At 62.1% G+C, this 13,908-nt stretch carries 12 protein-coding genes and 1 tRNA gene; 3 read left to right on the forward strand and 10 right to left on the reverse strand.

What is annotated here, in order from left to right:
• Positions 1–4: 4 nt before the first annotated feature.
• Together AC3YOG_RS09950 and AC3YOG_RS09955 are read right to left on the reverse strand one after the other, a co-directional pair.
• Positions 5–1,540, reverse strand: coding sequence for an amino acid ABC transporter permease (locus tag AC3YOG_RS09950; protein WP_489934936.1), 1,536 nt, complete (start codon positions 1,538–1,540; stop codon positions 5–7).
• 165 nt (positions 1,541–1,705) lie between these two features.
• Positions 1,706–2,722: an amino acid ABC transporter substrate-binding protein gene (locus tag AC3YOG_RS09955; protein ID WP_127752581.1), complete on the reverse strand. Its 1,017-nt coding sequence runs from the start codon at positions 2,720–2,722 to the stop codon at positions 1,706–1,708.
• 211 nt (positions 2,723–2,933) lie between these two features.
• Here AC3YOG_RS09955 and metC point away from each other — a divergent pair, with 211 nt between their 5' ends.
• The 3 genes from metC to AC3YOG_RS09970 all read left to right on the forward strand — a co-directional run bounded on the left by metC (position 2,934) and on the right by AC3YOG_RS09970 (position 4,627).
• Positions 2,934–4,124: a cystathionine beta-lyase gene (gene metC / locus AC3YOG_RS09960; protein WP_489934937.1), complete on the forward strand. Its 1,191-nt coding sequence runs from the start codon at positions 2,934–2,936 to the stop codon at positions 4,122–4,124.
• Positions 4,125–4,216: 92 nt separating this feature from the next.
• Positions 4,217–4,293, forward strand: a tRNA-Pro gene (locus tag AC3YOG_RS09965).
• A 28-nt stretch (positions 4,294–4,321) separates the two neighbouring features.
• Positions 4,322–4,627, forward strand: a complete 306-nt coding sequence (locus AC3YOG_RS09970; protein ID WP_173087540.1) for an ETC complex I subunit — start codon at positions 4,322–4,324, stop codon at positions 4,625–4,627.
• Positions 4,628–4,887: 260 nt separating this feature from the next.
• On the opposite strand, the gene AC3YOG_RS09975 is transcribed toward AC3YOG_RS09970, so the two are convergent.
• The 8 genes from AC3YOG_RS09975 to AC3YOG_RS10010 form a co-directional block, all read right to left on the reverse strand.
• On the reverse strand, positions 4,888–6,045 hold the full coding sequence (locus AC3YOG_RS09975) for a Gfo/Idh/MocA family protein (protein WP_489934938.1): 1,158 nt from the start codon (positions 6,043–6,045) through the stop codon (positions 4,888–4,890).
• A gap of 115 nt (positions 6,046–6,160) precedes the next feature.
• The gene (locus tag AC3YOG_RS09980; protein ID WP_127752577.1) at positions 6,161–7,216 is read right to left on the reverse strand and encodes a sugar phosphate isomerase/epimerase family protein; all 1,056 of its coding nucleotides are present in this window, start codon (positions 7,214–7,216) and stop codon (positions 6,161–6,163) included.
• A gap of 130 nt (positions 7,217–7,346) precedes the next feature.
• Positions 7,347–8,495, reverse strand: coding sequence for a Gfo/Idh/MocA family protein (locus tag AC3YOG_RS09985; RefSeq protein ID WP_489934939.1), 1,149 nt, complete (start codon positions 8,493–8,495; stop codon positions 7,347–7,349).
• Positions 8,496–8,500: 5 nt separating this feature from the next.
• The gene (locus AC3YOG_RS09990) at positions 8,501–9,250 is read right to left on the reverse strand and encodes a sugar phosphate isomerase/epimerase family protein (protein WP_489934940.1); all 750 of its coding nucleotides are present in this window, start codon (positions 9,248–9,250) and stop codon (positions 8,501–8,503) included.
• 69 nt (positions 9,251–9,319) lie between these two features.
• Complete coding sequence (locus AC3YOG_RS09995; protein ID WP_489934941.1) at positions 9,320–10,411, reverse strand: ABC transporter ATP-binding protein; 1,092 nt, start codon at positions 10,409–10,411, stop codon at positions 9,320–9,322.
• A gap of 4 nt (positions 10,412–10,415) precedes the next feature.
• Positions 10,416–11,315, reverse strand: coding sequence for a carbohydrate ABC transporter permease (locus AC3YOG_RS10000; RefSeq protein WP_489934942.1), 900 nt, complete (start codon positions 11,313–11,315; stop codon positions 10,416–10,418).
• Between the two features lie 9 nt (positions 11,316–11,324).
• Positions 11,325–12,269 (reverse strand): carbohydrate ABC transporter permease, encoded by a 945-nt coding sequence (locus AC3YOG_RS10005; protein ID WP_489890468.1) that lies wholly within the window; start codon positions 12,267–12,269, stop codon positions 11,325–11,327.
• A 100-nt stretch (positions 12,270–12,369) separates the two neighbouring features.
• A complete protein-coding gene (locus AC3YOG_RS10010) occupies positions 12,370–13,614 on the reverse strand; it encodes an ABC transporter substrate-binding protein (protein ID WP_489934943.1) in 1,245 nt (414 codons plus the stop codon).
• Between the last annotated feature and the right edge of the window lie 294 nt (positions 13,615–13,908).

The raw sequence follows: 13,908 nt of genomic DNA on the forward strand, positions 1-13,908 counted from the left end.
GGCTCTAGCGCTCCACCAGGGCCACGCGGCCATTGTACCAGTTCATGAATGCCGAGGTGAGCAGCGAGATGGTGAGATAGACCGCCATGGTCAGGGCAACCACCTCGATGGCCTTGCCGGTCTGGTTGAGCGTAGTGCCCATGAAGACGTTCACCAGTTCGGGGTAGCCGATAGCCGCGCCAAGGGACGAGTTCTTGGTGAGGTTGAGATATTGGCTGGTCAGCGGCGGCACGATGACGCGCATGGCCTGGGGGATGATGACCAGGCGCAGCCGATCACCTTCCTTGAGGCCGAGCGACTGGGCCGCCTCGGTCTGGCCCTTGCTGACGGCGCGAATGCCGCCACGGACGTTCTCGGCAATAAAGGCGGCCGTATAGATGGCCAGCCCGAAAACCAGGGCGACAAGTTCGGGCGGCAGCTGGACGCCGCCGCGGAAGTTGAAGCGCTGCAGTTCGGGCACTTCAAAGGCCAACTCGGCACCGATGAGATAGTAGAGCAGCAGGGGAATGCCGGCGACCACCAGGATGGGCAGCGCCGTGGGGAACTTGCTATCGTCGGCGGGCGTGTCGCTGATGCGGATCAGGGTGAGCCAGCCGACGGTCAGCCCGAGAAGCGCCGCACCGACATAGATGATCACCGCTGGCAGCCACGCGAACATGCCCTGCAGCAGGAAGACCAGGACGATCCAGCTAAGGGCGAAGGCGACGAAGGCGCCGGCATAGGGGCGGAACGCCGTAAAGGTCAGGCCCGCCAACACCGCGCCGCCGAGCGCGGCAACGGCCGGCTGGCCGAGGGCGGGCAGCAGCGTGCCGATCAGGGCGAAGGCAAGGTAGCCCAGGGCAAACATGACGATCGCATTGGCAATGCGTGCCGCCAGCACAATGGCGGCAGGATAGTGCCCGGTCAGGGTGCGCTGGCGAGTGGCCCAGACACCAATAGCAATGGCGGCGACGAGGCAGATGCCGAAAGCCACCGCAACCCAGATGAACTCGTGGTCCGGCAAGGGTTTGGGCACCATGATGCCGCGCTGATTGACATAGACTCCCAAGGGCAGCAGGAAGCTATCGCGCACGGCCGGCATGGCCTTGAGCACCGCGAAATACCAGAAGAAGAGCTGCAGCAGCAGGGGGATGTTGCGGATGGTCTCGATATAGACCGTAGCCACACGGGCGATCAGCCAGTTGGAAGATAGGCGCGCGATGCCAAGGGCAAAGCCGATGATCGTAGCAAAGAAGATGCCGATCACGGCGACAACCAGCGTATTGAGCAGGCCGGCGAGAAAGGCCTCCCAATAGAGCGACGTGCGGCTCCAGGGGATCAGCGTGAAGCTGATATCGAAACCAGCGGTGCGGAACAGGAAATCGAAGCCGGTGGTCTTGTTCTGGGCGGCGAGGTTCTGGGCGGTGTTGAGAATGATCCAGCCGAAAAAGGCGATCACCGCCGCCGCAACGAGAACTTGGTAGATAATGCCCCGGATTACCGGGTCATTCACCAAGGAGCTGCGCGGCGCTCTGGTGCCGAGGGTTTCTTGCATGGCCATGTGGCATGCGGTCCTTTCATGATGAACCCGGGTTGCAAAAGGATATGGAAGCACAAGGCAGTCGGCCCTGCATGGCAGAAAAACCAAATCTTCCGGCAACCCAATAGTCGGTTCGAATCAAAACCGGCGCTTTCGTGGGAAAGCGCCGGCTGGTTACTTCAAGGCTTAGCGGATCGGCGGGGCGTACTGCAGACCGCCATCGGTCCACAGCGCATTGAGGCCACGCTCCAGCCCGATAGCGGTGTCGGGACCGACATTGCGGTTGAAGGCTTCGCCGTAGTTACCCACGAGCTTGATGATCTGGTAGGCCCAGTCCTTGGTCAGGCCGATCGGGGTGCCGAAATCGCCTTCAACGCCGAGCAGGCGCTTGATGGCAGGATTGTCCGAACCCAGCATTTCATCGACATTGGCGGAGGTTACGCCCAGTTCTTCAGCTTCAAGCAGGGCGAAATAGGCCCAGCGGTTGATGTTGAACCACAGATCGTCGCCCTGGCGCACCACGGGACCAAGCGGCTCCTTGGAGATTATCTCGGGCAGGATGATGTGCTCGTCGGGATTGGCGAACTTGGAGCGCTCGGCAGCAAGCGCCGAAGCATCGGTGGTATAGACGTCGCAACGGCCATCTTCATAGGCCTTCACCACTTCGTCCTGATCAACAAAGACGACGGTGTTGAATTCGAGATTGTTGGCCGCGAAGTAGTCGGCGGCGTTGAGTTCGGTCGTGGTACCCGATTCGATGCAGATGGCAGCGCCCGAAAGGTCCGTGGCCGCAGCGATGCCATCGGCCTCGCGCACCATGAAGCCCTGGCCGTCATAATAAATCGTGCCGATGAACTTGATGCCCAGATCGGTATCGCGGCTCATGGTCCAGGTGGTGGTACGCGACAGGATATCGATTTCGCCGGCGGACAGGGCGGCAAAGCGCTCCTGGGAGGTCAGGGGCGTGTAGCGGACGGCTTCGGCGTCGTTGAAGATGGCGGCAGCCACGGCGCGGCAGAAGTCGACCTCGAGGCCGGCCCACTTGTTGTTGGCGTCCGGTGCCGAGAAGCCGGCAACACCGCCGGTAACGCCGCATTGAACATAGCCCTTGGCTTTAACGTCGCCGAGCGTATCGGCGTAGGCGGCAGTTGCTGTGAGGCCAAAAGCGGCAGTCACAGCGAACTTGACGAGCGTCTTGTGCATTCGGTTGCCTTTTGTTTCCTGACTAGTGTCCCACAGCTCGTTCGGCGCAGGCGCCCGGCTCTGGTTGCACCGCCGCTTGGTTGGGCGGCTTTGATGCTGATATGCATCGAACCGACTAAAGCCATTTGCGTCAAGAGCCCAAGCTAGCTCTCCCGCGATGATTTGGCGTATATTTAGTCAGAACAGCGATTTGACGTGGAAGTGAGCATAGATGCATCGCCAAAATTCACCGGACGAGACGCCGAAACTGTCCGTCGAAACCTTGCTCACCCATGCTGGCCGCTCGCCCGAGGATCAGTTCGGGTTTGTGAATACCCCGGTTTATCGCGGTTCAACCGTACTGTTCAACAGCCTGGCAGATCTAGAAGCCCAGGAGCAGCGCTTCTTGTATGGTCGCGCGGGAAATCCGACCACCGCAGGCGTTGAAGCTGTCGTCACGGCGCTGGAAGGCGCGCATCGCACGCTCCTGCTCCCCTCGGGCCTTGCTGCCATCACCGTGGCGCTCCTGGCCTGCGTCAAGGCGGGTGATGATGTGCTGATTTCGGACAGCGCCTATGATCCGGTGCGCAAGTTTGCCGATGGCTTTCTCGCGCGAATGGGGGTGACAGCGCGCTATTATGATCCGCGGATTGGGGCGGGTCTTGCCGCGATGATGCAGCCTAACACCAAGGCGGTGCTGGCGGAAAGCCCGGGATCACTGACCTTCGAGGTGCAGGATCTGCCGGCGCTCGCAAAGGTGGCCCATGACGGGGGGGCGCGGCTGCTGGTGGACAATAGCTGGGCTAGCCCGCTTTATCATCAGCCGCTAGCGCTGGGCGCTGATATCGTCATGCATGCCGGCACCAAGATGTTTGTGGGCCATTCCGATGCGTTTGCCGGCACGATTTCCACCACAGAAGCCGTTTGGGCCGATGTGTTGAAGACACGCACACTGCTGGGCTTTTTCACCTCCGGGGACGAAGCCTTCCTTGTGGCACGGGGTTTGCGCACGCTGGCGATTCGAATGGCGGAGCACCAGAAGCGGGCCCTAGAGATGGCGCGCTGGCTCGAGGAGCAGCCTGAGGTGGCGGCGGTATTGCATCCGGGCCTGCCCAGCCACCCCGACCATGCGCTGTTCCAGCGCGATTTTACCGGCTCGGGGAGCCTGTTCAGCATTGTGCTGGCCCCTGCCCCGCGCGCGGCCCTCGCCGCGTTCGTTGATGGGTTGTCGCTGTTTTCGATGGGCTATTCCTGGGGCGGGTATGAAAGCCTTTGCCTGCCGATCAAGCCGGCTGGGAGCCGCACGGCGGTGCCGTGGACGCAGAAGGGCAGTATGTTGCGGCTCCATATCGGGTTCGAGTCGATCGATGATCTGAAGGCGGATCTCGCGCGGGCACTGGAGCGCTATAGCGCCGCGCGGTGAACCAAATCGCGTGATACACGATTAGTGTGAAATGAGGGGCACGGGTGCCTTGCCCTTTGCGCCGGAACAGGCTAACCACTGCCCGGCGATCTCGGAGTGTAGCTCAGCCTGGTAGAGCACCGGTTTTGGGAACCGGGGGTCCAAAGTTCGAATCTTTGTACTCCGACCATCGCACCGCATAGTCTTGAGGTTGTTCCATGACCGCTCGCATCTACCGTCCTGCCCGTAGCGCGACGCAATCGGGCAAGGGCAAGTCCAAGCAGTGGGTCCTGGTGCATGAGCAGGCAACGCCCCGCTCGATCGAAGGACTGATGGGCTATACCAGCTCAGCCGATACGCGCCAGCAGATCCGCCTGTCGTTTGAGACCCTGGAAGCGGCCGAAGCCTATGCGCAAAAGAATGGCATCGCCTATTCAGTGCAGCCGGCCCATGAGCCCACCGTCAAGCGCGTGAGCTATCCCGACAATTTCCGCCACGACCGCAAGGCTCCCTGGACGCACTAGGCGTTCCATTGCCGACGGGGTGTTGGCTGCCCCTGCCAGTGATGGCGGGGGTTTTTGCACGCCCGTCTGGTTTGGTTTTTTGATGCGCGGTCTAGGCGGGTAGTCGTTGGGAAGCTTTCCCGAGGCATCTCGGGATGGGCCCCGGCTCAAGGCCGGGGTGACAGGTGTGGGTGGGGTTAGCGCGGTGCGCCACCCCGGCTGGTAGGCCTAGCGGGGCGTACGGCCCTGGCTCAGGCGTCGCGTGCCAGCTCCAGGCCTTCTCACACTTCGCTGAGCCTGGTCCACTTGCCGTCATTGCGGCTTGATTGCACCGAAGCGGTGATGAACTGCATGCCTTCGACGCCATCGGCGAGGCTCGGGAGCAGGCCTTCGTAAGCTTCCCCGTTGCCGCGGATCACTTCGGCGAACTGGCTGTAGAGCGTGGCGAAGGCTTCCAGATACCCCTCGGGGTGGCCGGAAGGGATGCGCACATTCATGGTGGAGGCAGCGACCTGGGAGATGGCGCCGCCGCGGGTCAGCAGCTGGCGCGGCTTACCGAACTCGGAAAACCACATGTAGTTGGGGTTGTCCTGCCGCCATTCGAGGCCGCCCTTGTCGCCATAGACGCGCAGTTGCAGGCCGTTTTCATTGCCGACGGCGACCTGGCTAGCCCAGAGCATGCCGCGGGCGCCGCCGGCGAAACGCAGCATGATATGGACGTTATCGTCGAGCTTGCGGCCGGGAACGAAGCTGGTCAGGTCGGCCGACACGGCTTCGGTCTCCAGCCCGGTGACGAAGCGCAGGAGATTATAGGCGTGGGTGCCGATATCCCCGATGGCGCCGCCAGCGCCTGAGCGCTCGGGGTCGGTGCGCCATTCGGCGCCCGGTGCGGTGCCGGATTGCTCGACAGGCTCGGTTAGCCAATCCTGCGGATACTCGGCCTGGATGACGCGGATCGTGCCCAGAGCGCCTGATTCCACCAGTTCACGAGCCTGCCGGATCAGGGGATAGCCGGTGTAGTTGTGGGTGAGCAGAAACTTGGCTGATTTGGCCGGCTTGATTTCGGCAAGCTTGCGCGCATCCTCGAGGGTCGAGGTGATCGGCTTGTCGCAGATGACGTGGATGCCGGCCTCGAGAAAGGCCTTGGCCGGGGCGAAATGGAGATGGTTGGGGGTGACGATCGAGACCGCTTCGATGCCGTCGGGACGAGCCGCTTCGGCGCGGGCCATGTCCTCAAAGCTGGTATAGATGCGGTCAGGTGCGAGCCCCAAATTGCGCCCGGATTCCTGGGCGACTTCGGGGCGCGACGAGAGCGCGCCGGCCACCAGTTCATAGTCACCATCGATGCGCGAAGCGACGCGGTGCACATAGCCGATAAAGGCTCCCTTGCCGCCGCCAACCATGCCCAGGCGAATGCGCCTTGCGCCGTTTTCAGCCATGAAATGCCTCCCCTTGTTCTTTGATTACTGTGTTCGGGGGCGATACCCCCACCCAGCCTCCCCCAAAAGGGGGGAGGTGATGGGCCCTTAATGAGCCATGTGAGGTCGCGGAGCTTTACTCGAGCCCAAGCATGCGCCGGTTGGCCGCCTGATCAGTGCCAGCAGCGGCAAAATCGTCAAAGGCGCGCTCAGTGACGTGGATGATGTGGTGTTTGATGAACTCGGCGCCTTCGCGCGCCCCATCCTCGGGGTGCTTGAGGGCGCATTCCCATTCGAGCACCGCCCAGCCGGCGAAGTCATATTGCGCCATCTTGGAGAAGATCGAGGCGAAATCCACCTGCCCATCCCCCAGCGAACGGAAGCGCCCTGCCCGGTTGATCCAGCTCTGGTAGCCCCCATAAACGCCCTGGCGGCCGGTCGGGTTGAACTCGGCATCCTTGACGTGGAACATGCGGATGCGCTCGTGGTAGATGTCTAGGTATTCGAGATAATCGAGCTGCTGCAGCACGAAGTGGCTGGGATCGTAGAGCAGGTTGGCACGCGGGTGGTTGTTCACCCGCTCGAGGAACATCTCGTAGGTGACCCCGTCATGCAGATCCTCGCCCGGGTGGATCTCGTAGCAGACATCGACGCCCGCCTCGTCGAACGCGTTGAGGATGGGCGTCCAGCGGCGCGCGAGCTCGTCAAAAGCTTCCTCGACAAGGCCGGCCGGGCGCTGCGGGAAGGGGTAAAGGAACGGCCAGGCGAGCGCGCCCGAGAAGGTCGCGTGTTCGGTCAGGCCCAGGTTCTGCGAGGCCTTGGCGGCCCACAGCATCTGCTGCACGGCCCATTCCTGGCGCGCCTTGGGATTGTTGTGCACCGAAGCGGGGGCAAAGCCATCCAGCATGGTGTCGTAGACGGGATGGGCGGCGACGAGGTGACCCTGAAGATGGGTCGAGAGTTCGGTGATCTCGACGCCGTTCTCGCGGGCGATGCCGGCGATTTCATCGGCATAGGTCTTGGAGGTCGCGGCCTTTTCCAGATCGATCATGGCGCCAACGCCGGTCGGGACCTGTACGCCCTTGTAGCCCAGCCCCGCCGCCCAGGCGCAGATGCTGCCGAACTCATTGAAGGGGGCGGTGTCGCCGGCGAACTGGGCCAGAAAAATGGCTGGACCCTTGATGGTGCGCATGAAGTTTCTCCTCGATTATCCGTTCCCAAGCCGGGCAAGTCATGTCGCCAGCTCGGGCTCCCCAGATGCAATCGGCGGCACGCGGCCGCCGATCCTCGTTGGTGTTACGCTATCGCCCGCGGCGACGGTGTCAAGCCGACGCCTTGAGCAGCGCCTGGGCCTGTTCGGGCTTGAGCGCCTCGGGCCGCTCGCAAGTGGTGGCGAGCGTCAGTACCTGCCCGCTTTCCCCGGCCTTGAGCAGCGAGGTCATGACGTCAACGGCATGGAGCGCGACATCCAGGCCACAACGCGCGCGATAGCCGCCCTCGATTGAGGCCATCATGTCAGCAAGGCCCGCCGTGCGGTAATTGGCGCGCGGATTGGGCTTATCCTGATCCTGGTTGACCTTGCCGAAGGGATGATCCCAGGGCGTGACCGTGGTCTTGGTGCCTTCGATATCGGTGGTGACGAGTTCGCCGCCAAAGAAGTTGGGATCGGGCAAATAAATCGTGCCTTCGGTGCCATAGAGCTCGATATTGTGGTGGCCGTGGCTGGCCACGTCCCAGCTGGCGCCCATGGTGACGATGGCGCCGTTGTGGAACTCGAGCACGCCATGAACCGTGGTGGGGGTGCCAACCTTGATCTTGGTGCCCTGGTAGGGACCGGGTGCCGTCACTTCACGCTCGGTGCGCGCCATGTTGGTGAAGGCGGAGACGCGCTTGACCGGGCCGATCAGGTGGATGAGGTCGGTCACGTAATAGGGGCCGACATCGAGCACCGGGCCGGCGCCAACCTGGAAGAAGAAATCAGGATTGGGATGCCAGTGCTCCATGCCGCGGCTCATCACATGGGTGGTGCCGCTCATGATGCGCCCGAGGGCACCGGAATCAATGATGTCGCGCGCCTGTTGATGGGCGCCGCCCAGGAAGGTATCGGGCGCGCTGCCAACCAGGAGATTGCGCTCGTCCGCGGCCTTCTTGAGCGCGAGGCCTTCTTCGAGCGAGAGCACGAAGGGCTTTTCGGAATAGGCGTGCTTGCCGGCCGAAACGATGTCCATGGACACCGAATAATGGGTCGAAGGGATGGTCAGATTGACGATCACGTCGAGTTCGCTGTTCTTGAGCAGCTCGTCGGGCGTCTGGGCGGCGACACCGAACTCCTCGGCGCGCTTGCGGGCGGCTTCGGGGATGATGTCGGCAACCGCGCGCACTTCGAGCCCCTTGAACAGGGGGGCGAGGCGCAGATAGGCGCTCGAAATATTGCCGGCACCCATGATGCCGACGCCAAAGGTCTTGGCCATAGCGGTTACTTCCAGTTCTTGGCGGTAGCGATGGAGCGGCGAGCAAAGCGCTCGGCGTCGGAAGGCTTGTCGTGCTCGGCGACGAAATACTGGGCCTTGGTGCGGCTGGTGACCTCGTTGATCAACTGGTCCCAGTTGAGGACGCCAAAGCCGACATCGGCCCAGCCGTCTTCATCGGTGGCTTCCCCGGCCGGGGCAATGTCCTTGACGTGCACGGCGGTGATGCGGTCGCCATAGCGGTCGAACCACTGCACAGGGTCAGCCTTGCCGCGGGCGATCCAGGCAACGTCCGCTTGCCATTCCAGCGCGGGGGCAGTTTCGAGGATGATTTCCATCGGGGTGCGGCCGCTGGTGGTGGGCACAAATTCGAAATCGTGGTTGTGCCAGCCAAAGCCATAGCCTTCACGAGTGAAGGTTTCCCCCAGACCCGCAAGGGTTTCAGCCAGCTCGACCCACTTGCTTTCGTCTTCGCTGCGCCCTTCAGGGCCGATATGGGGGCAGTAGAGGCGCTTGACGCCAAGGGTTTCGGCGGTCTTGAGCGCCGTATCGGTGTCCTGCAGCTGAGCAAGACCGAAATGGCCGGTCGGCATGGACAGGCCATTGCGCTTGAACTTTTCCGCCAGTGCGGGCGCATCGGCGTAAAGACCGCCATAGCCTTCCACCTGGGTGTAGCCGAGAGCCGCCAGCTTGGCGAGGAAGTCATCGAGATCGGGGTAGTTGCGGGCGCTATAAAGCTGGAATGACAACTCGGTCATTGGGGCCTCTTGTTCGAAAAATCTGGCGTGAATAGGGGGCCCCGCCGGACGGCGGAGCCGAAGCGGTTGTCAGAGCCGGTTGGTGCTCTGGGTATCGAAGATGGAGCCACGAGCCGGATCAAAGCCAACGAGCAGCTTCTGGCCGACATGAAGCTGCACATCGCTATCGGCGCGGAAAGTGACGGGGTGGCTGGCAATCCGCGTCCAGGCGAGCGTGTCCGAGCCCATCGGCTCGACGATCTCGATCTCGACTTCGGTGGAGAAGGGCATCGTGGCGGCGACATCGCCAAGCACGATATGCTCGGGCCGCACGCCCAGCACGGTCTTGGTGGTGCCTTGCGGAGCGGCCGCAAAGTCATAGGTGCCCATGGAAACCCGGGTGCCGTCTTCGGCCACGAAGAAGGGCTGCTCGCCGGCATGAAGCGTTCCGTTGATGAAGTTCATCGAGGGCGAGCCGATAAAGCCAGCCACGTAGAGGTTCACGGGCTTGTTGTAGATGGTGTGCGGATCGGCCAGTTGCTGGATTTCGCCGCTCCGCATGATGGCGATGCGGTCGGCCAGGGTGAGCGCCTCGATCTGGTCGTGGGTGACGTAGATCATGGTGTTCTTGAGCCGCTGGTGGAGCCGCTTGATCTCGACACGCAAATCGCTGCGCAGCTTGGCATCGAGATTGGACAGCGGCTCGTCGAAGAGGAACACGTCCACGTCGCGCACCAGTGCCCGCCCGATGGCGACGCGCTGGCGCTGACCGCCCGACAGATTGGCGGGCTTGCGCTGCAGCAGCGGCTCGATCTGGAGGATCTCGGCGGCGCGGGCGACGCGGCGCTGGATTTCATCCTTGGGCATGCCGGCGACGCGCAGGCCAAAGGACAGGTTCTTTTCCACGCTCATCTGCGGATAAAGCGCATAGGACTGGAACACCATGCCGATGCCGCGGTCCTTGGGTTCAGACCAGGTGACGTTCTTGCCGCCAATGAAAATCTGGCCGCCCGAGACATCGAGCAATCCGGCGATGCAATTGAGCAAGGTGGACTTGCCGCAGCCGGAGGGCCCGAGCAGGACAATGAACTCGCCCTGCCCCACTTCGAGGTCGAGGCTCTTGAGCACCGGCACGGCGCCGAAGTTGAGCGTCAGGTCCTTGATGGAAACACTGCTTTGCATTGCTTTATCCCTTCACCGCGCCAGCGGCGATGCCGCGCACGAACCATTTGCCCGAGACGAAATAAACGATCAGCGGTACCGCTGCCGTCAGGATCGTCGCGGCCATGTTGACATTGTATTCGCGCACGCCCTGGGCCGAATTGACGATGTTGTTGAGTTGCACGGTCATTGGATTGTTCTGCGTGCCGGCAAAGACCACGCCAAACAGGAAGTCGTTCCAGATACCGGTGACCTGGAGGATGATCGCCACGGCAAAGATGGGCAGCGACATCGGCACCATGATCTGGAAGAAGATGCGCCAGAACCCGGCCCCATCGACGCGAGCCGCCTTGAACAACTCCTGGGGCAGCGAAGCGAAGTAGTTGCGGAACAGGAGTACGAGGATGGGCATGCCGAACACGGTATGCACCAGGATCACGGCCCAGAGCGTGCCGAAGATCTTGAGCTCGCGGGTGATCATCACCATGGGGTAGAGCATTACCTGATAGGGGATGAACGAGCCCAGCAGCAGGCAGGTGAAGAAGAACTCCGAGCCCTTGAAGCGCCAGTTGACGAGCGCATAGCCACTGACGGCGGCCACGAAGACCGAAACGACGGTGGAGGGCAGCGTAATCTTGACCGAGTTCCAGAAGCCGGGCGCCAGACCGTTACAGGTCAGGCCCGTGCAGGCGCTGGTCCAGGCCTTGACCCAGGGCTCGAAGGTGACTTCGAGCGGCGGGGCGAAGATGTTGCCGAGACGGATCTCGGGCAGGCCCTTCACCGAGGTCATGATCATCACGTAGAGCGGCAGCAGGTAATACAGAGCCGCAACGATGATGATGCCGTAGATGATGATGCGGGTTGGCGTGAAAAACGGACGGGGGCGAGGACCAAAGGGCTCGGCGGGAGCGGCAATAGTGGCCATGGTGTTCTCCTAGCGCGCCTTCTTGGGTCCGAATTCGATGACGATCCAGGGGATCAGGATCACGAACACGGCCGCAAGCATCACTGTCGAGGCCGCCAGGGCCTGGCCCAGATTGCCAGCGTTGAACATGTAGTTGATGACGTATTTGGCAGGCACTTCGGAGGACAGGCCGGGGCCGCCATTGGTGAGTGCCACAACGAGGTCATAGGTGCGCACAAGGCCCGAGCCCACGATCACCAGCGTGGTGACGATGACGCCGCGCATCATGGGCAGCACGATCTGGAGGTAAGTGCGCCAGGTGGGAATGCCATCGACGCGCGCGGCCTTCCAGATTTCCTCGTCCACCCCGCGCAGGCCGGCCAGCATCAGCACCATGACAAAGCCGGTGCCATGCCAGGTACCCGCGATCATAAGTGCATACAGCACCATGTCGGTATTGGTGATCCAGTCGAAGGTGAAGTTGGTCCAGCCGAGGCCCCGCATCGTGGATTGCAACCCCAGCGTGGGGTTCATGATCCACTGCCAGACAAGGCCCGTGACGATGCCCGAGAGGGCAAAGGGATACAGAAAGATGGTGCGGAAGCCGCTTTCAAAGCGGATCTTCTGGTCCATCAACACGGCGAGCAGGAAGCCCACAACCATGGTGAAGACCAGCGAGAAGATGCCATAGGTCAACAGATTGGTGGCCGAGATGCGCCAGCGCCGGGCGGCAAAGAGGCGCTCATATTGTTCCCAGCCGATAAAGGCGCCATTGGGCAGCGCGCGTGAATCGGTAAACGAAAACCAGACGCTCCAGAGCGTGCAGCCGATAAACACCACCAGCACGATCACCACCATGGGTGTCGCCGCAATCTTGGCGCTGATATTGCGCACAAACAAATTGTGCAGGAATCCTGGTGGCTTGTCGGCCGCCACCGGCCGACCCAGAGCACCAGCGTGCCGGATGTCGGTCATAGCGCTTCCCCTTTAGCGAAAACTTGGGCGAAGCGGCCAAGGAGCCGCCCGCCGCGCCGGTGGGGACCGCCACAGGCGGCCCCCGTTCGGCAGGACCAGCTTAGTTGGCGGACTCGATGATCGAAGCGTATTCTTCGATGTAGTCGTCAACCGAGAAGCTCTTGTCGGCGAAGAATTCCTGGTTGAGGTCGTCCAACTGCTGCTGGGTGTCGCTCGAGTTCAGGGTTTCGCCGGAAGGCAGCAGGCCTTCGGGGCTCTGGAGGATCGCGATGGCCTTCTGCATGCAGGGATTGGCCGTCGACAGGTCGATATCGGTGCGGATGGGCATGGAGCCCTTCTTGAGGTTGAACGCCACCTGGGCTTCCTTGCTGACCAGCAGCTTGGCGAGCTCCACCTGAGCATCCAAAACGTCCTGCGAGGTGCCCTCTGGCAATTGCGGGAAGTAGAAGGCGTCGCCGCCACCCTCGATGCGCTGGGTCAGACCCAGGCCGGGCAGGCATTCATAGTCTTCGCCAGGAACGGCGCCGGCAACCTGCAGGTCGCCCTGGATCCAGTCGCCATGGATGTTGGCGGCAGCTTCGCCGGCAATCAGCTGATTCGCGACGTCGCCGAACTGTGGCACGACTTCAGCCGGGTCAACAGCATCGCGGATGGTGGCCCAAGCTTCGGCAACCTTGCGGAACTCGGGGCCACGAACGGCTTCGGCGTCGTGTTCGCCCCAAACCTTTTCGTAGAGTTCGGGACCACCAACGTCAGCCAGCAACACACCGGGAATGCCGTTCAGCGGCCAGCCAGCAGCAAGGCCGAAGGGGATGACGCCAGCTTCACGCAGCTGGGGAATGGCCGCGGCATATTCATTCCAGTCCTTGGGAACAGGAATCCCAGCCGTTTCGAAGGCCTTGGTGCTGAGCCACAGCCAGTGCCAGGAGTGGATATTGACCGGCACGCAATAGATCTTGCCTTCATAGGTGCAGGCATCAAACAGCCCGGGATCGGCGTAGAATTCCTTCCAGCCCTCTTCTTCGGCAATGGGAGTGAGGTCGCGGATCAGGCCGGCCTGGATGAGGCCTTCGGCATCGCGGCCGGTGTTCATCTGGGTGGCGCCCATCGGATTGCCGCCCAGGATGCGGCTGATGATGACGGGGTTGGCGCCGGTGCCCGAACCAGCCAGGGCGCTATCGACCCATTTATTGCCGGTCGCGTCGAACAAGCGCGCAAACTCTGCCACGGCAGCGGATTCACCGCCTGAAGTCCACCAATGGGTGACTTCCAGCTCTGCAGCCATTGCGGCAGTCGAGCTCATCAAGGCAGCCGCCATCGCGGCAGCCACGGTAAACTTTGTCATCGATGCATCCTCCCAAGGATCCTGGAGCGAACCGCTCCGCAAATCTGCCAGCCGCAAGGTTATCTTCTTGTGAGATATCCCGAGCTGGCCGCGTTTAAATCGATTTCATTGGCGTTCATGAGACCTCTGCAATCGATTGCATTAGTTTCATACACGTACCTCATTGCTGTCAAGGTGCATTTGAACTCGGAGCGAAAACCCGGAAAACCCGGCTCTTGCGAGCAGGAGCGTAGGGGCACCGTCTGCCGGGATCGACAAAATTGCGCGTGGTGACTGCTGTCGCGACGCCCCGTA

It is taken from the genome of Devosia sp. Z6_126, from assembly GCF_058133495.1.